The following is a 25,180-nucleotide window of genomic DNA, read 5'->3' as shown; positions in this document are numbered from 1 at the left end:
GAATGACCTTGGGCTATCGAGTAAAAAAAGAGTCGATTAATCTAATTTTTTTAATTGAGGATGACCAGCGCCGGGTATTCCGAGAGGCGGCTGGAGGTGATGTGGGCCAGCGAGCGCACGATATCCAGTGGCTGATCGAGCCGGTAGTTGCCGGTGACGGCCACGTTGGCGAGTTTTTCGTTGTTGTTGACGATCCAGCCGGGGTAGTAGCGGCGCACTTCATCGAGCACTTTGCTCATCGGGCAGTTTTCAAACACCAATCGGCCTTGCACCCAGGCAAGGTCGGTTTGGGGGTTGAGGGTGGTGGGGCGGCCGAAGCCGTTCGGGCCAATGCTGACGCTGTTGCCCGCCGACAGGCGCATTTGTGTGCCGACACTGTTCACCCGCAAGTCCACATCACCGCGCTGCACCCGCACTTGCGCTTCGCCATTGAAGTAGCTCACTGCAAACGCGGTGTCACGCACGCTGACGCGCACCGGGCCGGCATCCAGCACCATGGGCAGTTCAAGATTGGCCGGGACTTCAAAAAAGGCTTCGCCCTGCAACAGCCGGGCGCGGGCCTGGGTATTCACCACTTTGCTGGAAAATGCCGAGTTGGTATTGAGCAGCACTTTGGAGCCGTCTTCGAGTTGCAGGCGCTGGCGCTCACCCACCACGGTCAGGTGGTCTGCCTGAAGGCGTAACGGCACGTTGGTATAGCTACCGACTGTCAGAACCAGCACCGCCGCCGCAGCCACGTGCTTCCAATGCCGGCTGATACGCCGCAGTACGCTGGGTTTGCGTCGGGTTTGCAGGGTTTGTGCAGCGTCTAGCACGGGTTGCCCGTTCCAGATGGCGTTGGCCTTGGCAAACGCCCTGGCGTGCGCCGGGTCGGCATTCAGCCACTGCTCAAACACGATTTTCTGTTCGTCGCTCGCACACTCAAGGGTGATCAGCCAATCCAGTGCCTGATCCATGGCGCTGTCTTGCAGCACCTCGTGCGCCGGGTCGGGCGCAGCAGATTTGTGAGTGTCCGTCACAGAGGTTCCTTGGCAGTTTCAGGGCGTTCGCGTGGCATTGAAGGGCAAGGTTAAGGCCGATTCAGCCTGTCGGCTACCCCGATGCAGATTGCCATGATCAATTTGAGTTCCTTTTGAACGGTACTCAATGACACGTCAAGTTCTTCGGCGATCTCTTGATAACTGCAGCCATGCAGCCGGCTGAGGATAAAAATCCGCTGCTGACGTGCGCTCAACTGGCTCAGGCTCACACTCAAACGCTCCAGTAATTGCGCTGCTTGGTGGGCTTCTTCCGGGGTGCTGTGGGTAGAGGCAATGCCCTCAAGCACCTCGATCGGAACATCTTCAACCACTGTGCGCGCCTGGATGCGCCGCGAGCGCAGGTGATCGAGCGCCAGATTGCGCGCGGTCTGGTAGACAAACGGTTCCAGGTGCTCGACCGAACGCTCGTTCAAGGCGCGGGTAACCCGCAGGTAAGTCTCTTGCAGCAAGTCTTCGGCGGTACTGGGGTTATTCACCATCCGCTGTAACGTGCGCAGCAAGGTCACCCGCTGAGTAAGGAAGACTTGATTGAACTGGGACTGACTCACAGCACTACCCGACCGATTTTGAGCGAATGATAATGCTTATCATCTGTGTGTTTGGTCAAGTGATGTTTTGAGTTTGTTGCTTGGGCAGTTCAGTCTGTGGGAGCGGGCTTGCTCGCGATTGGGGCGACGCGGTCTGAGGGTTGACCGAGTCGATCCTCTTCGCGAGCAAGCCCGCTCCCACAAGATATGTGTTCTATCCCAGGTTATGCCCGGCCTTTCAAATACGCGGCGTAATCGGGAATGCGGTGTTCGTGCGGCTGGTTCATCAGGGGGCTGCTGAGCAAATAGTCAGCGGTGCATTCATTGCTCGCCACCGGAATGTTCCACACTGCCGCCACGCGCAGCAGGGCCTTGATGTCCGGGTCGTGGGGCTGTGGCTCGAACGGGTCCCAGAAAAACACCAGCATGTCGATTTTCTGCTCGGCGATCTGCGCCCCCACTTGTTGATCACCGCCCAACGGACCGCTGATCATGCTTTCGATCGGCAACCCCAGGCGTTTGCTCAATAACAGGCCGGTGGTGCCCGTTGCGCACAAGTCATGCTGGCTGAGCGCGGCCTTGTGGCGTTCGGCCCAGTCCAGCAAAAACCCTTTGCAGTGATCATGCGCCACCAGGGCGATGCGCTTGCGCGCCGCCAAGGTGGCCGTGGTGAAGCTGATACCGATCATCGCGTCACTCCGCGTTGTGCAGCGCCAGGCAGTTGTCGAGCATACGGTTGGAGAAGCCCCACTCGTTGTCGTACCACGCCAGCACTTTGAGCAGCTTGCCGCTGACCTTGGTGTGGTTGGCGTCAAAAATCGACGACAGCGGGTTGTGGTTGAAGTCGCTGGAAACCAGCGGCAGGCTGTTGTAGCCCAGCACCTTGGAATGTTGGCTGGCTTCTTTAAACACTGCGTTGACTTCTTCAGCCGTGACTTCGCGTGTCAGTTCAACGGTCAGGTCGACCAGCGACACGTTGATCACCGGTACGCGTACCGCCATGCCGGTCAGCTTGCCGGCCAGCTCTGGCAACACCAGACCCACCGCTTCAGCGGCGCCGGTTTTGCTCGGGATCATGTTCTGCGTGGCCGAACGCGCGCGGTACGGGTCGGTGTGATAAACGTCGGTGAGGTTCTGGTCATTGGTGTAGGCGTGGATGGTGGTCATCAGGCCGTTGGCAATGCCGAACTCGCGGTTGAGGATTTGCGCCACAGGCGCCAGGCAGTTGGTGGTGCACGACGCGTTAGAAATGATTTGATGCGATTGGCGCAGAATGTCGTGGTTAACGCCATAGACCACCGTTGCATCGGCATTTTTACCCGGAGCCGAGATAATCACCTTACGCGCACCGGCCGTAATGTGAGCCTCTGCTTTACTACGCTCGGTGAAGAAACCGGTGCACTCAAACACCACATCAACCTTCAGGTCGGCCCAAGGCAGTTCAGCCGGATTACGGATGGCGCTCACCGCAATTCGGTCACCATTGACCGTCAGACTTTCCTGATCATGCTCAACAGTGGCATCGAACGTGCCGTGAACGGTGTCGTACTTGAGCAGGTGAGCGTTGATCGAACTGTCGCCCAGATCGTTAATGGCGACGATCTGCAAGTCCTGTCGGTAGCCTTGGGTATACAGTGCTCGCAGGACGTTACGGCCGATCCGGCCAAAACCATTGATTGCGATTCGTAATGTCATGGACAGCACCTGTCATCAATTTGTTGTTGGAATTACAAGATTATTCTCATAAAAATAGAAAACAAGCCATTTAAGTGGCAATATTTTGTTTTATCTACAACGAGTGACCTGAATCAACGGGTCCGAACGACTGAGCACGCGTCTGCGAGCCTCAGTCAGCATAGGACACGCACAGGTCGCCACATCCGTTAGCCTGGAGTTCAACACATGCATCCCCGCGTTCTTGAAGTCACCGAGCGTCTTATTGCCCGCAGTCGAGCTACCCGCGAGGCGTACCTGACGCTTATTCGTGATGCGGCCAGTGACGGACCGCAACGCGGCAAGCTGCAATGTGCCAACTTTGCCCATGGCGTGGCCGGATGTGGCACAGAAGACAAAAACACCCTCAAGCTGATGAACGCTGCCAACGTGGCAATTGTTTCGTCATATAACGACATGCTCTCGGCGCATCAGCCATACGAGCACTTCCCGGAACAAATCAAGCAAGCCCTGCGTGAGATGGGCTCTGTGGGCCAGTTCGCGGGCGGCACCCCGGCCATGTGCGACGGCGTGACCCAAGGTGAGGCCGGCATGGAGCTGAGCCTGTTGAGCCGCGAAGTGATCGCGCTGTCGACCGCCGTGGCGCTGTCGCACAACATGTTCGACGCGGCTTTGATGCTGGGCATTTGCGACAAAATCGTGCCGGGCCTGCTGATGGGCGCGCTGCGCTTCGGTCATCTGCCGACCATCTTTGTGCCGGGCGGGCCGATGCCGTCGGGCATTTCCAACAAAGAAAAAGCCGACGTACGCCAGCGCTACGCTGAAGGCAAAGCCAGCCGCGAAGAGCTGCTGGAATCCGAGATGAAGTCCTATCACAGCCCCGGCACCTGCACCTTTTACGGCACCGCCAACACCAACCAGTTGCTGATGGAAGTGATGGGCCTGCATTTGCCGGGTGCTTCTTTCGTCAATCCTTACACGCCATTGCGCGATGCCCTGACTCGCGAAGCGGCGCATCAAGTCACCCGTCTGACCCAGCAAAACGGTAACTTCACCCCGTTGGGCGAGATCGTGGACGAGCGTTCTCTGGTCAACTCCATCGTCGCCTTGCACGCGACTGGCGGCTCCACCAACCACACCCTGCACATGCCGGCGATTGCCATGGCAGCGGGTATTCAGTTGACCTGGCAAGACATGGCCGACCTGTCCGAGGTGGTGCCAACCCTGTCCCATGTGTATCCAAACGGCAAAGCCGACATCAACCACTTCCAGGCCGCGGGTGGCATGGCGTTCCTGATTCGCGAACTGCTCGAAGCCGGGTTGTTGCACGAAAACGTCAACACCGTGGCCGGTTACGGCTTGAGCCGCTACACCCGCGAACCGTTCCTCGTGGATGGCCAACTGGTCTGGCGTGATGGCCCGATCGAAAGCCTCGATGAAACCATCTTGCGTCCGGTGGCCCGTGCGTTTTCGGCCGAGGGCGGCCTGCGGGTGATGGAAGGCAATTTGGGGCGCGGGGTCATGAAGGTCTCGGCGGTTGCGCCGGAGCACCAGATTGTCGAAGCCCCGGCGCGGGTATTCCAGGACCAGCAGCAACTGGCCGATGCCTTCAAGGCCGGTGAACTGGAACGCGACTTTGTTGCCGTGATGCGCTTTCAGGGCCCGCGCTCCAATGGCATGCCAGAGCTGCACAAGATGACGCCGTTCTTGGGCGTGCTGCAGGATCGCGGCTTCAAAGTGGCGCTGATCACCGACGGGCGCATGTCCGGTGCGTCGGGCAAAATCCCGGCGGCGATTCACGTCAGCCCCGAGGCGGAAGTGGGCGGCGCGCTGGCGCGGGTCCAGGACGGTGACCTGATTCGCGTCGATGGTGTAAAAGGCACGTTGCAACTGTTGGTGGATGAGGCAGAATTCGCCGCACGCACCCCGGCTGTCGGCACCTTGAGCAATGCCGTCGGTACCGGGCGCGAGTTGTTTGCGTTTATGCGTCAGGCCTTCAGTTCGGCCGAGCAGGGCGCGAGTACCTTTACCTCGTCTCTGGAATCCCTGAAATGAAACTCGCCCTCGTCGGTGATATTGGTGGCACCAACGCCCGTTTTGCCCTCTGGGAAGACGAACAGTTGCGTTCAGTCAGCGTGTTGGCCACGGCCGATTACGCCTGCCCGGAAGACGCAATCAAGGTTTACCTCAATGAGTTGAACCTGGCGCCCGGAGCGGTGGGTTCGGTGTGCCTGTCGGTGGCCGGGCCGGTGAGCGGCGACGAGTTTCGCTTTACCAACAACCATTGGCGCTTGAGCCGGTCGGCGTTTTGCGAAACCTTGCAAGTCGATCACTTGCTGCTGATCAATGACTTCAGCGCCATGGCGCTGGGCATGACGCGCCTGCAACCCGAAGACGTGCGCCAGGTGTGCCCCGGCATTGCCGATCCGGCGCGCCCGGCGGTGGTCATCGGGCCAGGCACGGGGTTGGGCGTGGGCACCTTGCTCAACCTGGGCGACGAGCAATGGATGGCCTTGCCGGGGGAGGGCGGCCACGTCGACCTGCCCATGAGCAACCCGCGTGAAGTGCAACTGTGGCAGCACATCTACAACGAAATCGGCCACGTCAGCGCCGAAAGTATTTTGAGCGGTAGCGGTTTGCCGCGTGTGTATCGGGCGATCTGTGCGGTCGACGGGCATGAGCCGGTGCTGGACAGTGACCGGGCAATCACTGCGGCGGCTTTGGCGGGTGATCCGGTGGCGTTGCAGGTGCTGGAGCACTTCAGTTGCTGGCTGGGCCGTGTGGCTGGCAACAACGTGCTGACAGTCGGCGGGCGTGGCGGGGTGTACATTGTTGGCGGCGTGATCCCGCGTTTTGCCGATATTTTTGTGGCCAGCGGCTTTGCCCGAAGCTTTGCGGATAAAGGCTGCATGAGCGACTATCTCAAAGGCATCCCGGTCTGGCTGGTGACCGCACCGTACTCGGGCCTGATCGGCGCCGGCGTGGCATTGCAACAAGCGTTCGGTTGACTGTAGGAGCGAGCGTGTCTCGCGATCTTTTGACCGTTGAAAAGATCGCGAGGCAAGCTCGCTCCTACCGAGTGATCTTTCGTCCATAACAACAATAAGGATCAGCGCCTGTGAGCACATCCGGCAAATCCATTTTGCTGGTCGATGATGACCAGGAAATTCGCGAGCTCCTTGATATCTACCTCACCCGTGCCGGCTTTCAGGTGCGCACCGTGGCCGACGGCGCGGGCTTCAGGCGAGCGCTTGATGAACAGGCCAGCGATTTATTGATCCTGGACGTGATGCTGCCCGACGAAGACGGTTTCAGCCTGTGCCGCTGGGTGCGCCAACACCCGCGTTTTGCGCAAATTCCGATCATCATGCTCACCGCCAGTTCCGATGAAGCCGACCGGGTCATCGGCCTGGAACTGGGCGCTGATGATTATCTGGGCAAGCCTTTCAGCCCCCGCGAGCTTCAAGCGCGCATCAAGGCCTTGTTGCGCCGTGCGCAGTTTTCCAGTGCGAGCGCCGGTCATGAAGTCATGGCGTTTGACGAGTGGCGGCTCAACACCGTGACCCATCGGCTGTTTCATACCGATGGCGAAGAGGTGATTTTGTCAGGGGCGGATTTCGCCTTGCTCAAGCTGTTTCTGGATAACCCGCAGCAGATCCTGGATCGCGACATGATCGGCAACGCCACCCGTGGCCGCGATCTGATGCCGCTGGACCGCATTGTCGACATGGCGGTCAGCCGTTTGCGCCAGCGCTTGCGCGACACCGAGAAGCCGCCACGGCTTATCCGCACGATCCGTGGCAGCGGTTACCAGTTGGCAGCTGAGGTCACCGTCGGAAATGGCCATTAAGCTTCTATCCCGCCTGCATCTCCCCCGTTCGCTGCTGGGCCGCATGTTGCTGCTGACGTTGCTGGCCATTTTGCTGGCGCAGACGTTGTCGAGTGCCATCTGGCTCTCACAATTGCGCACCACCCAGCTTGAAGGCCTGGTCAACAGTGCCCGCAGCATGGCGCATTCGATGAATGCCACGGTGACGTACTTGCGCTCCCTGCCGCTGGCCTATCGCCCGCTGGTGCTGGATCAAATGCGCAGCATGGGCGGCACGCGGTTTGTCGTCAGCCTCAATGACCGGCCGCTGGACATGCAGGTGCTACCGCCAACCCAGCGCAAACAGGCGGTGCTGGACGCCGTGGACCAAGTGCTGCGCCAGTCGCTGGGGCCTGATGTCGACCTGTCGGTGAAGTTTGTCAGCCCCCAGGACTTACGCATTTTTAACGCGGGCCTGAAGCTCGACGAGTTGCCGCGTTCGTGGGCGCACTTTGCCCTGACCCTGGAACCGGTCGACCCGCCGGTGCTGGTGACGCAGATCCAGATGGCTCAGGGCGAGTGGCTGTACATCGCCTCTTTGCTGCCCCAGCCCTACACCAGCCTTGAAGAAGAAGGGCTGCCGGCGCTGCAACTGTGGTTTATCGTGCTGAGCAGCATCTTTTTGCTGTTGTTTATCGGCGTGCTGGTGCATTGGCAAAGCCGCCCGCTCAAGCGTTTGGCGAGGGCGGCCCGTGACATGTCACTGGGCGAAGACGAGGTCCAGCCTGTCGAAGTGGGCGGTGGCAGCGAAGTGGTTGAAGTGGGGCGGGCCTTTAACACCATGCGCGCGCGCATCAGCCGGTACCTGACCGAGCGGGGTCAGTTATTCAGCGCCATCTCCCATGACCTGCGCACGCCCATCACCCGGCTGCGCTTGCGCGTAGAACTGCTCGATGACGAGCAACTGCAATACAAGTTTGGCCGCGATCTGGACGAGCTGGAAATGCTGGTTAAAGGTGCGCTGCAGTGCGTGAAAGACACCGACATTCACGAGAATATTGAGCCGGTAGACGTCAACACCTTGCTCGACTGTCTGATAGAACCCTATGTGCTGCCGCAGGGTAATGGCCGGGTAACGCTGCAGGGGCGAGCGACCAGCCCTTATCACGGCAAACCCCTGGCCCTGCGTCGCTGCATGGGCAACCTGATTGATAACGCACTCAAGTACGGCACCAATGCGCACTTGCGCATAGACGACAACGAGCAAGCGTTTGTGCTGACCGTCGACGACGAGGGGCCGGGCGTGCCCGAACAGCGCCTTGAGCAGGTGTTTGAGCCGCACTTTCGCCTGGCCGGGCAGCAGCAAGGCTACGGCCTGGGGTTGGGGATTGCGCGCAGCATCGCCCATAGCCATGGCGGTGAAGTGAGCTTGCAAAACCTGCGTGTGGGCGGTTTGCGGGTCACTTTGTACTTGCCGCGAAATGCCGACTGATGGACAGGCTTGCCTGCTCGGCGCTGATCGGCAGTATGCGTTCCATCTGCGTGCCAGAGACCTCCTGGGCGGTGGGCTTAGGCTCGCGGGGCTTGTGCATTGCCGCCTTGATGCGGTTTTCGCGCACGCGGCGGCTGGTCTGGCTGAAGTGATGCTGGAGCTTCTCCATGGCGACATCGTAGGGGTCGCTGCACAGGGTTAACTGCCGTTCACGCTCCTCAAGCGCCAGCTGTTTGGCCTGGTCATCGCCATACTTGTCAATGCGAAAACTCTTGCTCAGGTTGTAACCGTGAATGCGCGTGGTGGCGCGCCAGTAATCAATCTGATTGGACTGCACGCGGTACACGCCGGGGTGGCCGCTGGTGTTATGCGGCATCAGGCGCTGGCGGTCTTCATAAGTAAAAGACTGCGGCATTTTCAGGACCAGTTGGTTGCGCAAGTTTTCGGCGGCCTCCAGGGCAGGAATCTCGCCGCCATATTGGTCGAAAGCAAAGTGATGCACATGCACTTTGCCCGCGCGTTGAATATCGATTTTCCAGGCGTAGGGGCGACCTTCCTGATCTTTGATGGGGTAAATGAAGCAATGATTCCGGGACGTTAAGTTACGTTCTGTCATGGCTAAAATCTCCTGAGGGGGTCGGCATCCGTTCTTTTTCTACGACGATGAGTAGCAGACTCGCTGATGTTATTTGCGGGTACAACGTGGGAAAACGACTTCGGGATGCGTCCTACAGGCAATGCGGAAAAAACTGTATCTCGTGGGGATTTCAACGGTTCTGGCCTACAAGAAGGCTGACGTTGCTCATACTGAAAGATCTCAAACAGCCCCGTGGCCGCGTTATTGAATGTCACCAGACGGTGACAAACAGACGTCTCTTCGTTACTTGAGGCGGGTGGCGCGTGGATACACTCATTGGTAGCGCAAGCAAAAGACTTGCACAGCTATAACAACAAGAAAGGGCATCTCATGAATTCATTCAATCGCCTCGCCGTCGTTATCTCACTCGCCACACTATTCCCTCTGAGCAGCTATGCCGCCGACTCCAAAGGTTCGGTTGAAGTGGTGCACTGGTGGACGTCAGGTGGCGAAAAAGCTGCTGTCGATGTGCTGAAGGCTCAAGTTGAAAAAGACGGTTTCACCTGGAAGGACGGCGCTGTCGCCGGGGGTGGCGGTGCCACCGCGATGACCGTACTGAAAAGCCGCGCTGTGGCCGGTAACCCGCCGGGTATGGCACAGATCAAAGGGCCGGACATTCAAGAGTGGGCGTCTACCGGGCTGCTCGACACTGACGTGTTGAAGACGGTCGCCAAAAACGAAAAGTGGGACAGCCTGCTCGACAAGAAAGTCTCCGACACCGTGAAGTACGACGGTGATTACGTGGCCGTGCCGGTGAACATCCACCGCGTGAACTGGCTGTGGATCAACCCGGAAGTCTTCAAAAAAGCCGGTATCGAAAAATCACCGACCACCCTCGAAGAATTCTACGCAGCCGGTGACAAGCTCAAGGCCGCGGGCTTTATTGCCCTTGCCCACGGCGGCCAGCCTTGGCAGGACAGCACCGTGTTTGAAGCGGTGGTGCTCTCGGTCATGGGCGTCGATGGCTACAAAAAAGCCCTGGTTGACCTCGACAACGATGCCCTGACCGGCCCGCAAATGGTCAAGGCGCTGACTGAGCTGAAGAAAGTCGCGACCTACATGGACGCCGATGGCAAAGGCCAGGACTGGAACCTGGAAGCGGCCAAAGTCATCAACGGCAAGGCCGGCATGCAGATCATGGGCGACTGGGCCAAGAGTGAATGGACCGCCGCCAAGAAAATCGCCGGCAAGGACTATGAGTGCGTAGCCTTCCCGGGCACTGACAAAGCCTTCACCTACAACATCGACTCTTTGGCGGTGTTCAAGGTGAAAGACGAGGGCACCAAGGCCGGTCAACAAGACATTGCCAAGGTGGCGCTGGGTGAAGACTTCCAGAAAGTTTTCAGCATCAACAAGGGCTCAATTCCGGTTCGCAACGACATGTTGAACAACATGGAAAAGCTCGGCTTTGACGCCTGTGCCCAGACCTCGGCCAAGGACTTCCTGGCTGACGCCAAGTCCGGCGGCCTGCAGCCAAGCATGGCGCACAACATGGCGACCACGCTGGCCGTGCAGGGGGCGTTCTTTGACGTAATCACCAATTACATCAACGACCCTAAAGCCGACCCGGCCGACACCGCCAAAAAACTTGGCGCAGCGATCAAGTCCGCCAAGTAACCCCCTCCTGTAGGAGTGAGCTCGCCTCGCGATCTTTTGAGGTTCTAAAAGATCGCGAGACATGCTCGCTCCTGCCCGGAGCAGTCTCTACTTTTTCCTCGCACGGATTTCCACCATGAGTTCTGTTGCTGCGTTCAGGAAAGTCTCGCCCTTCGATGTGTTGCAACGCTGGCTACCCAAACTGGTGCTGGCGCCGAGCATGATCATCGTGTTGGTGGGCTTCTATGGCTACATCCTGTGGACGTTCGTTCTGTCGTTCACCACCTCGACCTTTCTGCCGACCTACAAGTGGGCTGGCTTGGCGCAATACCAGCGTTTGTACGACAACGACCGCTGGTGGGTCGCCAGCAAGAACCTGGTGGTGTTTGGCGGCATGTTTATCGGCATCACCCTGGTGATCGGCGTGACCCTGGCGGTGTTTCTCGACCAGCGCATTCGCCGCGAAGGGTTTATCCGCACGATTTATCTGTACCCGATGGCGCTGTCGATGATCGTCACCGGTACCGCCTGGAAATGGTTGCTGAACCCCGGCATGGGCCTGGACAAGCTGCTGCGTGACTGGGGTTGGGAAGGCTTTCGCCTCGACTGGCTGATCGACCCTGACCGCGTGGTGTATTGCCTGGTCATCGCCGCTGTCTGGCAAGCCTCGGGTTTTATCATGGCCATGTTTCTTGCGGGCCTGCGCGGGGTGGACCAATCGATCATCCGTGCCGCCCAGATCGATGGCGCAAGCTTGCCGCGCATTTACTGGAAAGTGGTGCTGCCCAGCCTGCGTCCGGTGTTCTTCAGTGCGGTGATGATCCTGGCGCATATCGCGATCAAGAGCTTTGACCTGGTGGCGGCGATGACTGCCGGTGGCCCGGGCTACTCGTCAGATTTACCGGCCATGTTCATGTACTCCTTCACCTTCAGTCGCGGCCAGATGGGCATGGGCTCGGCCAGTGCGATTCTGATGCTCGGGGCGATTCTCGCGATCATCGTGCCTTACCTGTATTCCGAGCTGAGGGCCAAGCGAAATGACTAGTCTGACCGGCAAACGCTCATTAAGCCTGAGCCGCATCGCGATCTACGCGGTGCTGATTGTCGCGGTATTGCTGTACCTGGTGCCTTTGGTGGTGATGCTGCTGACCAGTTTCAAAACCCCGGAAGACATCAGCACCGGCAACTTGCTGAGCTGGCCGAGCGTGGTCACCGGCATTGGCTGGGTCAAGGCCTGGGCCACCGTTGACGGTTACTTCTGGAACTCGATCAAGATCACCGTTCCGGCGGTACTGGCTTCGACCGCCATCGGCGCGTTGAACGGCTACGTGCTGTCGATGTGGCGCTTTCGCGGTTCGCAGTTGTTTTTCGGCTTGCTGCTGTTTGGCTGCTTCCTGCCGTTTCAAACGGTGCTGCTGCCAGCCTCGTTCACCCTCGGCAAAATGGGCCTGGCCAGCACCACCACGGGCTTGGTGATCGTGCACATCGTGTACGGGCTGGCGTTCACCACCCTGTTTTTCCGTAACTACTACGTCAGCATTCCCGACGCACTGGTGAAGGCTGCACGTCTGGATGGCGCGGGTTTTTTCACGATCTTTCGGCGGATCATTCTGCCGATGTCGACTCCGATCATCATGGTCTGCCTGATTTGGCAGTTCACCCAGATCTGGAACGACTTCCTGTTCGGTGTGGTGTTTTCCAGCGGTGATTCCCAGCCCATTACCGTGGCGCTGAACAACCTGGTCAACACCAGCACCGGGGTCAAGGAATACAACGTGGACATGGCGGCGGCGATGATCGCCGGGCTGCCGACCCTGCTGGTCTATGTGGTCGCAGGCAAGTATTTCGTGCGCGGGCTGACGGCCGGCGCGGTCAAGGGGTAATCATGGCAACGCTCGAGCTTCGTAACGTAAACAAGACCTATGGTGCTGGCCTGCCAGACACCCTCAAGAACATTGAACTGTCGATCAAGGACGGCGAGTTTTTGATCCTGGTTGGGCCCTCGGGCTGCGGCAAGTCGACGCTGATGAACTGCATCGCGGGCCTTGAGAACATCACTGGCGGCGCGATCATGATTGATGATCAGGACGTCAGCGGCATGAGCCCCAAGGACCGCGACATCGCCATGGTGTTCCAGTCTTACGCGCTGTACCCGACCATGAGCGTGCGCGAGAACATCGAATTCGGCCTCAAGATCCGCAAGATGGCCCAGTCGGCCATTGACGAAGAAGTGGCGCGGGTCGCCAAGCTGTTGCAGATCGAGCACTTGCTCAATCGCAAGCCCGGCCAGTTGTCCGGTGGTCAGCAGCAGCGGGTGGCGATGGGGCGTGCGCTGGCGCGTCGGCCCAAGATCTACCTGTTCGACGAACCGCTGTCCAACCTCGACGCCAAGTTGCGGGTCGAGATGCGCACTGAAATGAAACTGATGCACCAGCGTCTGAAGACCACCACCGTCTACGTGACCCACGACCAGATCGAAGCCATGACCCTGGGCGACAAGGTCGCGGTCATGAAGGACGGCATCATTCAGCAGTTCGGCACCCCCAAGCAGATCTACAACGACCCGGCCAACCTGTTCGTCGCCAGTTTCATCGGTTCGCCGCCAATGAATTTCATTGGTCTACGCTTGAAGCGTCAAGACGGCCGCTTGATGGCCGTGCTAGACAGCGGGCAGGCACGTTGTGAGTTGCCGCTGGGGGTGCAGGACGCAGGGCTTGAAGAGCGGGATGTCATCGTGGGGATTCGTCCCGAGCAGATCATGCTGGCACCCCATGAGCCCAATGGCCTGCCAACGCTTCGCGCCGAAGTCAAAGTGACCGAGCCGACCGGGCCGGACACGCTGGTGTTCGTCCAGCTCAATGACGTCAAGGTGTGCTGCCGCCTGGCACCTGATGTTGCGCCGCAAGTGGGCGAGAGCCTGAACTTGCAGTTCGATCCGGCCAAGGTACTGCTGTTTGATGCCCAGACAGGTGAGCGTTTAGGGGTTGGCGCTGCGTTATCCGCCCAGGACAGCAGGGGCGATAACGTCGCCCAATTCAAAGGACGCTAAAGCTGCACACAAGGACGCGTGTTGTTTCTGGCTGAAGATGTTGTAAACCGCGTTAGATAAAAACAGTTAATAACAAAAGACGAGGATTTTGGGATGAAAAAGCAACACGGCAATACCCGGTTGTTCTGCCAGCTGTCAGCGGCCGCCGTGCTGGTTATGTCTGCCAATGCGATGGCAGACGAAGCGTTCAGTGCCGATTCAAAATGGATGACCGGGGATTGGGGGGGCGAGCGGACCAAGCTCATCGAACAGGGCATCGATATCAAGGCTGATTATGTCGGTGAAGTAGGCGCCAACCTGCATGGCGGCTACAACAACAATAAAACTGCGCGTTACAGCGACCAGTTTGGCCTGGGCGTGGCGCTGGACCTGCAAAAGCTCTGGGGCTGGGATAACACCCAGGCCAAGATCCAGCTCACCAATCGTAACGGTGAGAACATCTCCAACGACCGTATCGGCGATCCGCGTGCCGGCACCTTGAGTTCGTCGCAAGAAGTCTACGGCCGTGGGCACATGGTGCGACTGACCCAGTTGTACATCCAGCATCAGTTCCTCGACGGCAAACTCGACGTCAAAGCCGGTTACTTTGGTGAAGGCGAAGACTTCAACACCTTCCCGTGCGAATTCCAGAACCTGGCGTTCTGCGGGTCTCAGGTGGGTAACTGGGCAACCAACATCTGGTACAACTGGCCGGTCAGCCAGGCGGCTCTGCGCGTGAAATACAACATCACGCCTGAGTTCTACGCACAGATCGGTGCCTACAACCAGAACCCGTCGCAACTGGAGCACGGCAACGGCTTCAAACTCAACGGCAGCGGCACCAAAGGTACGGTCTTGCCGGTCGAGCTGGTCTGGTCGCCCAAGGTCAACAACCTACCGGGCGAATACCGCATCGGTTACTACAAAAGTTCGGCCCCTGCGCCTGACCTGCGTGAAGACATCAACGGCCAGGATGCAGCTACCACCGGTCAACCGTATCGCATGCATGACAGCAAGCACGGTTACTGGCTGGTTGTGCAGCAACAACTCACCAGCCACAACGGTGATGCATCGCGCGGCCTGAACGTTGCCGCCAACGCAACCTTCCATGACAAGGCCACCAACATCGTCGACAACTACCAGTCGTTGATGTTCGTGTACAAAGGCCCGTTCGATGCGCGTCCAAAAGATGACATCGGCATTGGCTTTGCCCGCATCCACGTTAACGACCAAGTGAAGAAAAACGCTGAGCTGGCCAACGTCGCCAATGATGTCACCAACTACGACAGCCTGTCGTACTCGCCGCTGCGCGACACCGAGTACAACTACGAGCTCAACTACGGTATCCACGTGACCAATTGGCTGACCGTGCGTCCCAACTTGCAGTACATCACCCACCCCGGTGGCGTGGACAAAGTGGATAACGCATTGGTGGCCGGTTTGAAAATTCAGTCGGTCTTCTAACGGTTGTTGCGATAAGCTCCTTTTCGTTATGCGTATTTTCCGGATAGCCTTTGCTATCCGGTTTTTTTTGGGGAGGGCGCTTTGATGCAGACGAGGCCGTTTCCAAAGGGTTGGACGACATGATTTTCAGGACTGTGGGACATGCATGAGCATCCGCTTCACCGTTTTTTCAAATCAAAGCGTGAGCAGCCGATTTTCCAGTGGGAGCGTTTTCAGCAACGCGACGTGCTGGTAATCGACCATCCGCACTGTCAGGCCGTGTTCAGTCGTCAAGGTGCGCAGTTGCTGCACTTCAAGCCGACCGGGCAAAAGCCCTGGTTGTGGTGCGCGGCTAAATGGCCTCAAGTGGGGGCGATCCGTGGTGGCGTGCCGATCTTTTGGCCGTGGTACGGTCGCCATCCCAGCGAAAATGCCTGGCCGTCCCATGGCTGGGCGCGGCTGATCGACTGGAAACTGCTGGACAGCAGCACCGATGAAGAGGGTGTTTCGCTGCACTGGCGTTTGCAGTTGTGCGACTGGCAGGTTGATCTGCACGCCCGGTTGGGTGAAAGCATGGAACTGCGCCTGAGCACCGAGCACCAGGACGACGAACCCTGCCAGGTCAGCCAGGCATTGCGGGCTTATTGGCGGATTGGAGACGTGGCTGAGGTAGCGCTGTCCGGCCTTGATGGTGTGCGCGGTTACGACCAGCTCAATCGAGAGGCTTGCCAGCAAAAAGGCGAACTGCGGGTGGTAGGTGGATGCCAGCGCGTGTTCCAGCACGAAGGCGAAATGCAGCTAAACGACCATGCTTGGCAGCGCGCTTTAAGCATCGACACCGGCGATCATGCCAACACCGTAGTCTGGCATCCGGGCAAGCGGCCCTTGCTGGGCGTGAGCTGGAATGAAGTGATGGGCTTTGTCTGTGTCGAATCCGCCAGCACTGGCGCCCAGACCCAAAGCCTGGCCCCCGGCGAACAAGCGCACCTGAGCTTGCAGGCGCGGGCAGGGCTGTGTAACGCCTGACCCCACAAAAAACTGTAGGAGCGAGCTTGCCTCGCGATCTTTTGATCTTTTAAAAGATCGCGAGGCAAGCTCGCTCCTACAAGAGGGGGATCAGTTGAACTCATCTCCCACCGGATAACGGCTGGCATTCAGGCTTTCTTTGATCTTGCGCAAATGCGGCTGGAAATCCACGCCCCGGCGCAGGGTCATGCCGGTGGCCAGCACGTCCAGTACCGTCAGCTGGATGATGCGCGAGGTCATGGGCATGTAAATGTCCGTGTCTTCGGGCAACGGGATGTTCAGGCTCAAGGTACTGGCTTTGGCCAGCGGTGAGTTCTCGGCCGTCAGGCCCAGCACCGACGCCCCGTTGGCGCGGGCAATGCGCGCCACTTCAACCAGCTCGCGGGTACGCCCGGTGTACGAAATGATCACGAACAATTCGCCGGTGTGGGCCACCGAGGCGATCATGCGTTGCATCAGCACGTCAGCATGGGCCGTGACCGCGAGGTTGAAACGGAAGAACTTATGCTGCGCATCCAGCGCCACCGGGGCCGAAGCACCCAGCCCGAAAAAGTGGATCTGGCGCGCCTGTATCAACAAATCAACGGCGCGGCTGATGAGGTTCGGGTCCAAGGCCTGGCAGGCGCTGTCCAGCGAGGCAATCGCACTGCCGAAAATCTTTTGCGTGTACGCCGCCGGATTGTCATCGGCCTCAACCGCCCGACTCACGTAAGCTGCGCCACTGGCCAGGCTTTGTGCCAGTTGCAGTTTTAATTCCGGATAACCGCTGACACCAAACGAGCGGCAGAAGCGATTGACCGTCGGCTCACTGACCGACGCCGCCTGCGCCAAGGCAGCAATGCTGAACCGGGTCGCTTGTTGCGGGTTCTGGAGAATAATTTCAGCTACCTTGCGCTCAGCCTTGTTCAGCTCTTCGAGGCGGCCTTTGATCTGTTCGAGTAAATTTCGCACGCGGTCCATTTGTGTTCCTTGGGTCGGCGATGCAATCAACCGTGCTAAAGCGGTTCGTGAGGTGGCCTATCCTACTGGTGGCCCGAGATGACCACTAGCGGGAATCTGTATTTAGAGAAAATGTTGTGTTTATTACTACATTTTTCCTTGAGTGATGCCTTGAAAAAAGGTATTTGTAGCTTAACTTGATAAAAGAACAAACATCATGCCTTCGATTACGGTTGAACCGTGCACCTTTGCCTTGTTCGGCGCCTTGGGCGATCTGGCCTTGCGCAAACTGTTCCCTGCCTTATATCAACTGGACCGTGCCGGCTTGCTGCATGCCGACACGCGCATTCTGGCGCTGGCCCGTGAGCCGGGCGACGCACTGAGCCACCTGGCGCATATCGACAGTCAGTTGCGTCAGTATGTCGGTGCCAAGGAAATCGAAGATGACGTGCTCACGCGCTTTTTGGCGCGCTTGAGCTACCTGCATGTGGATTTTCTCAAGACCGAAGATTACGTGCCGCTGGCCGAACTAGCAGGGACCGAACAGCGAGTCATCGCTTACTTCGCCACCCCGGCAGCGGTCTACGGCGCCATTTGCGAAAACCTGTCCAAAGTCGGTCTGGCTGACAACGCCCGTGTGGTGCTGGAAAAGCCGATCGGTTCGGACCTTGAGTCGTCGCGCAAGGTTAACGACGCCGTGGCGCAGTTCTTCCCTGAGAACCGCGTGTACCGCATCGACCACTACCTGGGCAAAGAAACCGTTCAAAACCTGATTGCCCTGCGCTTTGCCAACAGCCTGTTCGAAACCCAGTGGAACCAGCGCTACATCTCCCACGTGGAAATCACCGTGGCCGAGAAGGTCGGCATTGAGGGCCGTTGGGGTTACTTCGACAAGGCTGGCCAACTGCGCGACATGATTCAAAACCACTTGTTGCAGTTGCTCTGCCTGATCGCCATGGACCCGCCCGCGGACTTGTCGGCAGACAGCATCCGTGACGAGAAAGTCAAAGTGCTCAAGGCTCTGGCGCCGATCAGCGCCGAAGGCCTGACCACCCAGGTGGTACGCGGTCAGTACATCGCCGGCTACAGCGAAGGCCAGTCGGTGCCGGGCTACCTGGAAGAAGAAAACTCCAACACCCAGAGCGACACTGAAACTTTCGTCGCCCTGCGTGCAGATATTCGTAACTGGCGTTGGGCCGGTGTGCCGTTTTACCTGCGTACCGGCAAGCGCATGCCGCAAAAGCTGTCGCAGATCGTCATTCACTTCAAGGAGCCGTCGCACTACATCTTCGCTCCTGAGCAGCGCCTGCAAATCGGTAACAAGCTGATCATTCGCTTGCAGCCGGACGAAGGCATTTCCCTGCGGGTGATGACCAAGGACCAAGGCCTGGACAAAGGCATGCACCTGCGCAGCGGCCCGTTGCAATTGAATTTTTCCGACACGTATCACAGCGCGCGCGTACCGGACGCTTACGAGCGTTTGTTGCTCGAAGTGATGCGCGGCAACCAGAACCTGTTCGTACGCAAAGATGAAATCGAAGCGGCGTGGAAGTGGTGCGACCAGTTGATCGCCGGCTGGAAAAAGTCCGGTGATGTGCCCAAGCCTTACGCGGCGGGCTCCTGGGGGCCGATGAGCTCCATTGCACTGATTACACGAGACGGGAGGTCTTGGTATGGCGATATCTGATTTGAAACTGCCCGAAGGTGTCACTGCGCACACCTTCAAAAACCCGGCGGTACTGGCCGAAGGGTTGGCCATTAAGGTGGCCGAGCAATTGAATGACGCCATTCAGGCGCAAGGCACTGCAACGCTGGTGGTTTCCGGCGGGCGTAGCCCGGTGGCGTTTTTCCAGAGCCTGATCAAACAACCGCTCGATTGGTCGAAAGTGGTCGTCAGCCTGGCTGACGAGCGCTGGGTGCCGGTAGAGCACGCCGACAGCAATGCCGGTTTGCTGAAAAAACATTTGCTCCAGGGCCCGGCTGCCAAAGCGCGCTTCGTGGGCTTGTACAACGTTGCTGCCAATCTCGAAGACGCCGCAGAACAGGCCGATCGAGCCTTGGCCGAGCTGCCGCCGATTGACGTGCTGATTCTGGGCATGGGGGATGACGGGCATACCGCGTCGTTGTTCCCGAACAGCCCGAACCTGGCCGAAGCGTTGAACCCGGACAATACCCGTCGCTGCTGGCCGATGCTGGCGCCGACTGTGCCGCATCAGCGTTTGAGCATGAGCCGCAGTCTGTTGGCGAGCGCAAAAAACAAGGTCCTGTCGATTAGCGGTCAGGGCAAATTGAACACCCTCAACGATGCGCTGGGAGGCACCGACATTGCCGCCTTGCCGATTCGTGCCTTTCTGCAACCTACGTTAGAGATTTACTGGTGCCCATGAGCCAAGGATCAGCTGCCATGACAACACGCATTGCCAACGTCTCGATGGCGGAAAAAGTCGCCCTGATCGACGATTTGTGCGCCAAGGCGCGCATTTTGCCGGTGATTACCATTGCGCGTAAGCAGGACATTTTGCCGTTGGCCGATGCGCTGGCGGCTGGTGGCCTGACAGCCCTGGAAGTCACCCTGCGTTCAGAGTTCGGCCTGGAAGCCATCCGCGTACTGCGTGATCAGCGCCCTGAGCTGGTGACCGGTGCTGGCACCATTCTGGATCGCCACATGCTGGCGGCTGCCGAAGAGGCCGGTTCGCAATTTATCGTCACGCCGGGCATTACCCGTGACCTGCTCGAAGCCAGCGTGGCCAGCGATATCCCGCTGCTGCCGGGCATCAGCAACGCCTCCGGCATCATGGAAGGCTATGGCCTGGGCTATCGCCGATTCAAGCTGTTCCCGGCTGAAGTCAGCGGTGGCGTCGCCGCCATCAAGGCGCTGGGCGGCCCGTTTGGCGAAGTGAAATTCTGCCCGACCGGCGGCGTAGGCCCGGCGAACATCCGCAATTACATGGCATTGAAAAACGTTATGTGCGTGGGCGGTAGCTGGATGCTCGACAGCGAGTGGATCAAAAACGGTGATTGGGCGCGCATTCAAGAATGCACCGCCGAGGCACTGGCACTGCTGGATTGATGACCTAGTAACGAATTGTTGTGTGTTCTACGGTTTTTGGTGCGCTTGGTCGGCGCACCTTTTTTTTGCCTGTCGATTGGGGCCTTATAACCTTTCGGATCAAGATCAAAAGATCGCGAGGCAAGCTCGCTCCTACAGGATTTGTGGCGTTAATGACGTGGCTTGGGCTTGCCATGTTTGGCCCGCAACGGGTCCAGCAGGTCCGAGAGGCCGTTGTGATCGATCTCTTGCATCAACGCCAGCAAACCACCCAATTCTCCTTTAGGGAAGCCTTCGCGGGCAAACCAGTTCAGGTACTGCCCCGGCAGGTCGGCAATGATTCGGCCTTTGTATTTGCCGAAGGGCATTTCGTGGGTGATCAGCAGTTCGAGTTTTTCGGGGTTCATTCCTGGGCCTTCAGTGCGTGCAGCAACAGGTGGAAAATACAGGCATTTTGCATGCAGGCCAATTGACAGATCATGCAAAACCGCCGGAAGCTAATTTTTGATAAATGGTTAACTTATTGATTTATAAGGTTTTATTTTTATTCAAAAGCTGGCACGAGGACTGCAATCTCTATTGCACGATCCTCAACTCAGCAAGGAATTGAAAAATGACTGACCTTAATAAAGAAGCCATCTCTGTCCTGAACGACCTGATCGAAACCAGCAAAGATGGCCAGGAAGGCTTCAAGACCTGTGCCGAAGATATCAAGAACCCTGAGCTCAAAGCGCTGTTTGTAAAGCGTTCTGCAGATTGCGGCACGGCCGCAGCTGAGCTTCAGGCCGAAGTGCGCAAGCTTGGCGGTGACCCGGAAACCAGCACCAGCGTAGCCGGTGACCTGCACCGTCGTTGGGTCGACGTTAAGTCGATCTTTACCGGCAAAGGTGAAGAGGCTGTGCTCAACGAAGCCGAGCGCGGTGAAGACCATGCGCTGAAAGCTTATAAAGAAGCGCTGGAGAAAATCTCCAAGCACAATCTGGTCGGCATCCGTGATGTGGTTGAGCGTCAGTACTTGAACGTACAGCGCAACCACGACCAGGTTAAAGCACTGCGTAATCAGGCGCGTGCCCGGGCTTAACCTCAGCCCTTAAGCCAATGTGGGAGCGGGCTTACCCGCGATAGCAGCAACGCGGTCTCTAACAGGACCGCGTTGTTTGTATCGCGAGCAAGCCCGCTCCCACTTTTTTTGGCGCTCAATCAGCCAATGCTGATGGCTGGCAACACCGGCAGGTTCACGGTTTGTTGCTTGCGTGGCGCAATGATCTCGGCTTCGCCGTCGACCACGATTTCTTCGCGCTGGTTGAACACACGGGTGGCAATGCGCACGCGAAACTTTGGCAGCTTTTCCAGAATCTCCAGACGCACAGTCAGGGTGTCGCCGATTTTGACCGGCTTCTGAAAGCTCATTTGCTGACCAACATAAATAGTGCCCGGGCCGGGCAGCTCGCACGCTACGGCAGCGCTGATCAGTGCACCACTGAACATGCCGTGGGCAATGCGCTCTTTGAACATGGTGGCTGCGGCAAATTCAGGGTCGAGGTGCACCGGGTTGTGGTCACCAGACATGGCCGCAAAAAGCTGAATATCACGCTCTTCGACGGTTTTGCTGTAGCTGGCAGTCTGGCCGACTTCGAGGGCTTCGTACGGGGTGTTGGTAACCTGGGTCATCTAGCGCATGTCCTGTGACGGGTGATTAGTTTCAAGATTTTGATTTTAAAGTCTTTTTTCTAAAATATGGTTCGATTATTCGCTGCGCGGCGGGCGTGAACAGCTTAGCGCCTGATTCAGCCATGCGATGACATCAGCCGTCACATCGTCGCGGTTGGTTTCATTAAATAGCTCATGACGCGCGTGGGGGTACAGGTTGAGTTGCACCTGTTGAATACCCGCCTTGCGCAAAGCGTCGCTCAGATCTACCAGACGCTTGCCTTCACTGACCGGGTCACAGGTGCCGCCGATAACCAAAACCGGAAGTGAAGAGTCAATCTGGACGAGATTGGACGCTTTGCTGATTTGCTGCAAGCCACCGAGCAGGTCGACCCACAACTGATTGGTGCACCTAAAACCGCACAACGGGTCATTGGCGTAGGCGTCGACCTCGACCGGATCGCGGCTAAGCCAGTCATAACGTGTGCGATTGGGCTTGAAGGCTTTATTGAATGAACCGAACGACAGCCACTCGATCAGCGCGCTGCGACCTTTAGGCCCTTGGCGCCAGCGTTCGAAACGGGCAATCAGGCTGGCGCTGCGATACAGCGCCACCGGCTGAAAATTCGAAGCGCTGAGAATCGCACCCTGCACGCTGGCACTGTGATGCAGCAAGTACGCCTGGGCGATGTAGCTGCCCATGCTGTGACCGAGAATAAACACGGGTGTGCCGGGGTGAGTCTGGCCAATGTGGCGGTTAAGGGTCGCCACATCGCTGACTACGGCGCACCAGCCGTCTTCATCGGCGTAATAGCCCAGTGTGCCACGTTCTGCCGTCTTGCCATGCCCACGCTGGTCGTGGGCATACAGCCCGAAACCGGCCTCACTCAAGGCCTGGCCCAAACGTGAATAGCGCCCACTGTGCTCGGCCATGCCATGGGCCAGCAAGACAATCGCCTTGGGCTTACCTTCAGGCAGCCACTGGTGCACGAAAAGCCCTGTACGGTCATTCGTCTCCAGCCAAAAGGTGTGTGGGTTCATGGCAGTTCCTTTACACGGTGTCGTAGCACTGTATAGCGCATTAACGGCACCACAGGCGAAATCACAGTAATAAGATTCAAGATGTAAATGGCGAAGATCGCCTTATTTGCCTACTACTTGATAACTGTTAACGTCCGGATGCTGTGCTTTTACTGCATCACGATGCAGCCAGACATGCTCAGGTAAGAGGATAAAAACAATGCATCCTGATTTCTGGAACGACAAACGTCCCGCAGGCGTACCGCTGGACATTGATATGACTGCCTTCACCTCAGTGGTGGATGTCTTTGAGCGCTCCTGCAAAAAATTTGCAGACCGGCCTGCCTTCAGTAACCTCGGGGTCACCCTGACCTATGCCGAGCTTGATCGCCATAGCGCGGCGTTTGCCGGTTATTTGCAGCAGCACACCAACCTGGTGCCCGGTGATCGCATCGCGGTACAAATGCCCAATATCCTGCAGTACCCGATTGCGGTGTTTGGTGCGTTGCGTGCGGGCCTGGTGGTGGTTAACACCAACCCGTTGTACACCTCGCGTGAAATGCGCCATCAGTTCAAGAGTGCGGGCATACGTGCATTGGTCTACCTGAACATGTTTGGCAAGCGCGTGCAGGAGGTGCTCGAAGACACCGAAATCGAATACCTGATCGAAGCAAAAATGGGCGACCTGATGCCCACCGTCAAAGGCTGGGTTACCAACCTGGTGGTCGACAAGGTTAAAAAGCTCGTGCCGTCTTACCGGTTGCCGCAGGCCATTCCTTTCAAGCAGGTGTTGCAGCAGGGAGCAGGGCATCCGTTGCGGTCGCTGCAAGTCAGGCTGGACGACATAGCTGTGCTGCAATACACCGGTGGCACCACGGGTTTGCCCAAAGGCGCAATGCTCACCCATGGCAATCTGGTAGCCAACATGCAGCAGATTCGTGGCTGCTTGTCCCAGCATGCCGAAGATGGTTTGCCGCTGCTCAAGGAAGGCCAGGAAGTGATGGTGGCGCCGTTGCCGCTCTACCATATCTATGCGTTCACCGCGAATTGCATGTGCATGATGGTGACCGGCAACCACAACATCCTGATCACCAACCCGCGTGATATCGCAGGCTTTATCAAGGAGCTTAAAAACTGGCGGTTCACTGCATTTTTGGGCCTGAACACCCTGTTTGTGGCACTCATGGATCACCCGGAGTTCAAGACCCTGGATTTCTCCTCACTCAAACTCACCAACTCGGGCGGCACGGCGCTGGTCAAGGCCACGGCTGAGCGTTGGGAAAAACTCACCGGTTGCCGCATCGTCGAGGGCTATGGCCTGACCGAAACCTCGCCGGTTGCCAGTGCTAACCCCTACGGCGGGTTTGCCCGCTTGGGCACGGTGGGCATGCCGGTGCCGGGCACGCTCATGAAAGTCATCAACGATGACGGGGCTGAACTGGGGCTGGGGGAGCGCGGCGAACTGTGTGTCAAAGGCCCGCAGGTCATGAAAGGCTACTGGAAAAACCCCGAGGCCACGGCCGAGGTGCTGGATGCCGAGGGCTGGTTCAAAACCGGCGATATCGCGGTGATTGATCCCGATGGGTATGTGCGCATCGTTGACCGTAAAAAAGACCTGATCATCGTCTCGGGTTTCAATGTGTACCCCAACGAAATCGAAGACATCGTGATGGCTCACCCCAAGGTGGCGAACTGTGCCGTTATCGGAGTACCCGACGAACGGACAGGCGAAGCCGTCAAATTGTTCGTGGTGCCGCGTGCCGGCGGGGTGAGTGTTGAAGAGCTCAAGGCGTACTGCAAAGACAATTTCACCGGCTACAAAGTGCCCAAGCAGATTGTGGTTCGGGATTCATTGCCCATGACGCCGGTGGGCAAGATCCTGCGCCGCGAGTTACGAGATACCGTCTGATTCGTTCAGTCAGGCGACAAATGCCCGTGTGCCTTTGGCACGCGGGCTTTTTTATTGAGTGTTAAATCAACCGGGTCGCGTCTTGAAAAGGCCGTTGATGGCGCTGTAAGCCCTTGTTTAGACGGGTTTTGACAAAAATAGAGTTATGGCTCTAATGGTGACTTAGGATTGTAGGACAGTCAGAAAAGTGACGCTAAGGGCCTTTTTTGGCTCTAGGCGGCCTCTGGCAAAGCTGCTACTCTCGGCGCGCTTTGTGACTTCTCGGTAAGTAAAAAAGCCAGAATTACCATTACAAAAATCAAACAAATAATAACCGCATCAAATGCGGTGAAGAATTCGCGA

General features: G+C 57.9%; 24 protein-coding genes. 15 read left to right on the top strand and 9 right to left on the bottom strand.

Going from position 1 to position 25,180, the window contains the following annotated elements; genetic code table 11:
* Window positions 1-50: 50 nt before the first annotated feature.
* From GHO41_RS05760 to gap, 4 genes are all read right to left on the bottom strand, one after another.
* Window positions 51-1,019 (bottom strand): FecR domain-containing protein, encoded by a 969-nt coding sequence (locus GHO41_RS05760; RefSeq protein ID WP_048385447.1) that lies wholly within the window; start codon window positions 1,017-1,019, stop codon window positions 51-53.
* A 50-nt stretch (window positions 1,020-1,069) separates the two neighbouring features.
* A complete protein-coding gene (locus GHO41_RS05755) occupies window positions 1,070-1,588 on the bottom strand; it encodes an RNA polymerase sigma factor (RefSeq protein WP_048367959.1) in 519 nt (172 codons plus the stop codon).
* A gap of 203 nt (window positions 1,589-1,791) precedes the next feature.
* Window positions 1,792-2,256 (bottom strand): methylglyoxal synthase, encoded by a 465-nt coding sequence (locus GHO41_RS05750; RefSeq protein ID WP_048367957.1) that lies wholly within the window; start codon window positions 2,254-2,256, stop codon window positions 1,792-1,794.
* Window positions 2,257-2,260: 4 nt separating this feature from the next.
* Entirely contained in the window at window positions 2,261-3,262 is a 1,002-nt protein-coding gene (gap, locus tag GHO41_RS05745) for a type I glyceraldehyde-3-phosphate dehydrogenase (protein WP_048385445.1), read from the bottom strand.
* 207 nt (window positions 3,263-3,469) lie between these two features.
* On the opposite strand from gap, the gene edd reads away from it, so the two are divergent.
* From edd to GHO41_RS05725, 4 genes are all read left to right on the top strand, one after another.
* Entirely contained in the window at window positions 3,470-5,296 is a 1,827-nt protein-coding gene (gene edd, locus GHO41_RS05740) for a phosphogluconate dehydratase (RefSeq protein WP_048367953.1), read from the top strand.
* Window positions 5,293-6,249, top strand: a complete 957-nt coding sequence (locus GHO41_RS05735) for a glucokinase (protein WP_153331432.1) — start codon at window positions 5,293-5,295, stop codon at window positions 6,247-6,249. Before edd ends, GHO41_RS05735 begins: the two co-directional genes overlap by 4 nt.
* Before the next feature lie 110 nt (window positions 6,250-6,359).
* On the top strand, window positions 6,360-7,091 hold the full coding sequence (locus tag GHO41_RS05730) for a response regulator (RefSeq protein ID WP_048367950.1): 732 nt from the start codon (window positions 6,360-6,362) through the stop codon (window positions 7,089-7,091).
* Window positions 7,081-8,541 (top strand): ATP-binding protein, encoded by a 1,461-nt coding sequence (locus tag GHO41_RS05725; RefSeq protein WP_153373728.1) that lies wholly within the window; start codon window positions 7,081-7,083, stop codon window positions 8,539-8,541. The genes GHO41_RS05730 and GHO41_RS05725 overlap by 11 nt, the downstream gene beginning before the upstream one ends.
* Here GHO41_RS05725 and GHO41_RS05720 read toward each other — a convergent pair.
* A complete protein-coding gene (locus GHO41_RS05720; RefSeq protein WP_048367945.1) occupies window positions 8,510-9,157 on the bottom strand; it encodes an AP2 domain-containing protein in 648 nt (215 codons plus the stop codon). The genes GHO41_RS05725 and GHO41_RS05720 overlap by 32 nt on opposite strands.
* A 351-nt stretch (window positions 9,158-9,508) precedes the next feature.
* Here GHO41_RS05720 and GHO41_RS05715 point away from each other — a divergent pair, with 351 nt between their 5' ends.
* The 6 genes from GHO41_RS05715 (at window position 9,509) to GHO41_RS05690 (ending at window position 16,271) form a co-directional block, all read left to right on the top strand.
* The gene (locus GHO41_RS05715) at window positions 9,509-10,795 is read left to right on the top strand and encodes an ABC transporter substrate-binding protein (protein WP_153433140.1); all 1,287 of its coding nucleotides are present in this window, start codon (window positions 9,509-9,511) and stop codon (window positions 10,793-10,795) included.
* Between the two features lie 115 nt (window positions 10,796-10,910).
* Window positions 10,911-11,819, top strand: a complete 909-nt coding sequence (locus tag GHO41_RS05710; protein ID WP_048367941.1) for a carbohydrate ABC transporter permease — start codon at window positions 10,911-10,913, stop codon at window positions 11,817-11,819.
* Window positions 11,812-12,657 carry a carbohydrate ABC transporter permease gene (locus tag GHO41_RS05705; protein ID WP_048367940.1) on the top strand — a complete coding sequence of 282 codons (846 nt, stop codon included), beginning with the start codon at window positions 11,812-11,814 and terminating at the stop codon, window positions 12,655-12,657. Before GHO41_RS05710 ends, GHO41_RS05705 begins: the two co-directional genes overlap by 8 nt.
* Window positions 12,658-12,659: 2 nt before the next feature.
* Complete coding sequence (locus tag GHO41_RS05700; protein ID WP_153433139.1) at window positions 12,660-13,823, top strand: ABC transporter ATP-binding protein; 1,164 nt, start codon at window positions 12,660-12,662, stop codon at window positions 13,821-13,823.
* 93 nt (window positions 13,824-13,916) lie between these two features.
* A complete protein-coding gene (locus GHO41_RS05695) occupies window positions 13,917-15,266 on the top strand; it encodes a carbohydrate porin (protein ID WP_048367935.1) in 1,350 nt (449 codons plus the stop codon).
* Between the two features lie 141 nt (window positions 15,267-15,407).
* Window positions 15,408-16,271 carry a D-hexose-6-phosphate mutarotase gene (locus GHO41_RS05690; RefSeq protein WP_048367934.1) on the top strand — a complete coding sequence of 288 codons (864 nt, stop codon included), beginning with the start codon at window positions 15,408-15,410 and terminating at the stop codon, window positions 16,269-16,271.
* Window positions 16,272-16,361: 90 nt separating this feature from the next.
* Here GHO41_RS05690 and GHO41_RS05685 read toward each other — a convergent pair whose 3' ends face one another.
* Window positions 16,362-17,222 (bottom strand): MurR/RpiR family transcriptional regulator, encoded by an 861-nt coding sequence (locus GHO41_RS05685; RefSeq protein WP_173430580.1) that lies wholly within the window; start codon window positions 17,220-17,222, stop codon window positions 16,362-16,364.
* Between the two features lie 205 nt (window positions 17,223-17,427).
* Between GHO41_RS05685 and zwf the strand changes: the two genes are divergently transcribed.
* The 3 genes from zwf to GHO41_RS05670 are packed head-to-tail and all read left to right on the top strand — an operon-like array spanning window position 17,428 to window position 20,280.
* A complete protein-coding gene (zwf, locus tag GHO41_RS05680; RefSeq protein WP_048367930.1) occupies window positions 17,428-18,897 on the top strand; it encodes a glucose-6-phosphate dehydrogenase in 1,470 nt (489 codons plus the stop codon).
* Complete coding sequence (pgl, locus tag GHO41_RS05675; protein WP_153433138.1) at window positions 18,884-19,597, top strand: 6-phosphogluconolactonase; 714 nt, start codon at window positions 18,884-18,886, stop codon at window positions 19,595-19,597. Before zwf ends, pgl begins: the two co-directional genes overlap by 14 nt.
* Window positions 19,598-19,614: 17 nt before the next feature.
* Window positions 19,615-20,280 carry a bifunctional 4-hydroxy-2-oxoglutarate aldolase/2-dehydro-3-deoxy-phosphogluconate aldolase gene (locus GHO41_RS05670; RefSeq protein ID WP_153433137.1) on the top strand — a complete coding sequence of 222 codons (666 nt, stop codon included), beginning with the start codon at window positions 19,615-19,617 and terminating at the stop codon, window positions 20,278-20,280.
* A 149-nt stretch (window positions 20,281-20,429) separates the two neighbouring features.
* Here the strand turns inward: GHO41_RS05670 and GHO41_RS05665 are convergent, their stop codons facing one another.
* Window positions 20,430-20,666, bottom strand: coding sequence for a DUF3820 family protein (locus GHO41_RS05665; protein WP_048367925.1), 237 nt, complete (start codon window positions 20,664-20,666; stop codon window positions 20,430-20,432).
* Between the two features lie 206 nt (window positions 20,667-20,872).
* Between GHO41_RS05665 and GHO41_RS05660 the strand changes: the two genes are divergently transcribed.
* Complete coding sequence (locus GHO41_RS05660) at window positions 20,873-21,340, top strand: PA2169 family four-helix-bundle protein (RefSeq protein WP_048367924.1); 468 nt, start codon at window positions 20,873-20,875, stop codon at window positions 21,338-21,340.
* A gap of 119 nt (window positions 21,341-21,459) precedes the next feature.
* On the opposite strand, the gene GHO41_RS05655 is transcribed toward GHO41_RS05660, so the two are convergent.
* Both GHO41_RS05655 and GHO41_RS05650 read right to left on the bottom strand, forming a co-directional pair.
* Entirely contained in the window at window positions 21,460-21,930 is a 471-nt protein-coding gene (locus GHO41_RS05655) for a MaoC family dehydratase (RefSeq protein WP_048367923.1), read from the bottom strand.
* 75 nt (window positions 21,931-22,005) lie between these two features.
* On the bottom strand, window positions 22,006-22,950 hold the full coding sequence (locus tag GHO41_RS05650) for an alpha/beta hydrolase (RefSeq protein ID WP_153433136.1): 945 nt from the start codon (window positions 22,948-22,950) through the stop codon (window positions 22,006-22,008).
* A 199-nt stretch (window positions 22,951-23,149) separates the two neighbouring features.
* Here GHO41_RS05650 and fadD2 point away from each other — a divergent pair, with 199 nt between their 5' ends.
* Window positions 23,150-24,838 carry a long-chain-fatty-acid--CoA ligase FadD2 gene (fadD2, locus tag GHO41_RS05645; RefSeq protein ID WP_153373732.1) on the top strand — a complete coding sequence of 563 codons (1,689 nt, stop codon included), beginning with the start codon at window positions 23,150-23,152 and terminating at the stop codon, window positions 24,836-24,838.
* The last annotated feature ends 342 nt before the right edge of the window (window positions 24,839-25,180 follow it).

Source organism: Pseudomonas sp. FSL R10-0399, assembly GCF_009600165.1.
In the GTDB taxonomy this organism is placed as follows: domain Bacteria; phylum Pseudomonadota; class Gammaproteobacteria; order Pseudomonadales; family Pseudomonadaceae; genus Aquipseudomonas; species Aquipseudomonas helleri.
This window is presented reverse-complemented; position numbering and strand designations above follow the sequence as displayed.

What these genes read in the sequence shown, in the direction of transcription:
- GHO41_RS05750 (WP_048367957.1), bottom strand. Translation starts at nt 2,256, where the DNA reads ATGATCGGTATCAGCTTCACCACGGCCACCTTGGCGGCGCGCAAGCGC.
- gap (WP_048385445.1), bottom strand. Translation starts at nt 3,262, where the DNA reads ATGACATTACGAATCGCAATCAATGGTTTTGGCCGGATCGGCCGTAAC.
- edd (WP_048367953.1), top strand. Translation starts at nt 3,470, where the DNA reads ATGCATCCCCGCGTTCTTGAAGTCACCGAGCGTCTTATTGCCCGCAGT.
- GHO41_RS05735 (WP_153331432.1), top strand. Translation starts at nt 5,293, where the DNA reads ATGAAACTCGCCCTCGTCGGTGATATTGGTGGCACCAACGCCCGTTTT.
- GHO41_RS05725 (WP_153373728.1), top strand. Translation starts at nt 7,081, where the DNA reads ATGGCCATTAAGCTTCTATCCCGCCTGCATCTCCCCCGTTCGCTGCTG.
- GHO41_RS05720 (WP_048367945.1), bottom strand. Translation starts at nt 9,157, where the DNA reads ATGACAGAACGTAACTTAACGTCCCGGAATCATTGCTTCATTTACCCC.
- GHO41_RS05715 (WP_153433140.1), top strand. Translation starts at nt 9,509, where the DNA reads ATGAATTCATTCAATCGCCTCGCCGTCGTTATCTCACTCGCCACACTA.
- GHO41_RS05710 (WP_048367941.1), top strand. Translation starts at nt 10,911, where the DNA reads ATGAGTTCTGTTGCTGCGTTCAGGAAAGTCTCGCCCTTCGATGTGTTG.
- GHO41_RS05705 (WP_048367940.1), top strand. Translation starts at nt 11,812, where the DNA reads ATGACTAGTCTGACCGGCAAACGCTCATTAAGCCTGAGCCGCATCGCG.
- GHO41_RS05700 (WP_153433139.1), top strand. Translation starts at nt 12,660, where the DNA reads ATGGCAACGCTCGAGCTTCGTAACGTAAACAAGACCTATGGTGCTGGC.
- GHO41_RS05695 (WP_048367935.1), top strand. Translation starts at nt 13,917, where the DNA reads ATGAAAAAGCAACACGGCAATACCCGGTTGTTCTGCCAGCTGTCAGCG.
- GHO41_RS05690 (WP_048367934.1), top strand. Translation starts at nt 15,408, where the DNA reads ATGCATGAGCATCCGCTTCACCGTTTTTTCAAATCAAAGCGTGAGCAG.
- zwf (WP_048367930.1), top strand. Translation starts at nt 17,428, where the DNA reads ATGCCTTCGATTACGGTTGAACCGTGCACCTTTGCCTTGTTCGGCGCC.
- pgl (WP_153433138.1), top strand. Translation starts at nt 18,884, where the DNA reads ATGGCGATATCTGATTTGAAACTGCCCGAAGGTGTCACTGCGCACACC.
- GHO41_RS05670 (WP_153433137.1), top strand. Translation starts at nt 19,615, where the DNA reads ATGACAACACGCATTGCCAACGTCTCGATGGCGGAAAAAGTCGCCCTG.
- GHO41_RS05665 (WP_048367925.1), bottom strand. Translation starts at nt 20,666, where the DNA reads ATGAACCCCGAAAAACTCGAACTGCTGATCACCCACGAAATGCCCTTC.
- GHO41_RS05660 (WP_048367924.1), top strand. Translation starts at nt 20,873, where the DNA reads ATGACTGACCTTAATAAAGAAGCCATCTCTGTCCTGAACGACCTGATC.
- GHO41_RS05655 (WP_048367923.1), bottom strand. Translation starts at nt 21,930, where the DNA reads ATGACCCAGGTTACCAACACCCCGTACGAAGCCCTCGAAGTCGGCCAG.
- GHO41_RS05650 (WP_153433136.1), bottom strand. Translation starts at nt 22,950, where the DNA reads ATGAACCCACACACCTTTTGGCTGGAGACGAATGACCGTACAGGGCTT.
- fadD2 (WP_153373732.1), top strand. Translation starts at nt 23,150, where the DNA reads ATGCATCCTGATTTCTGGAACGACAAACGTCCCGCAGGCGTACCGCTG.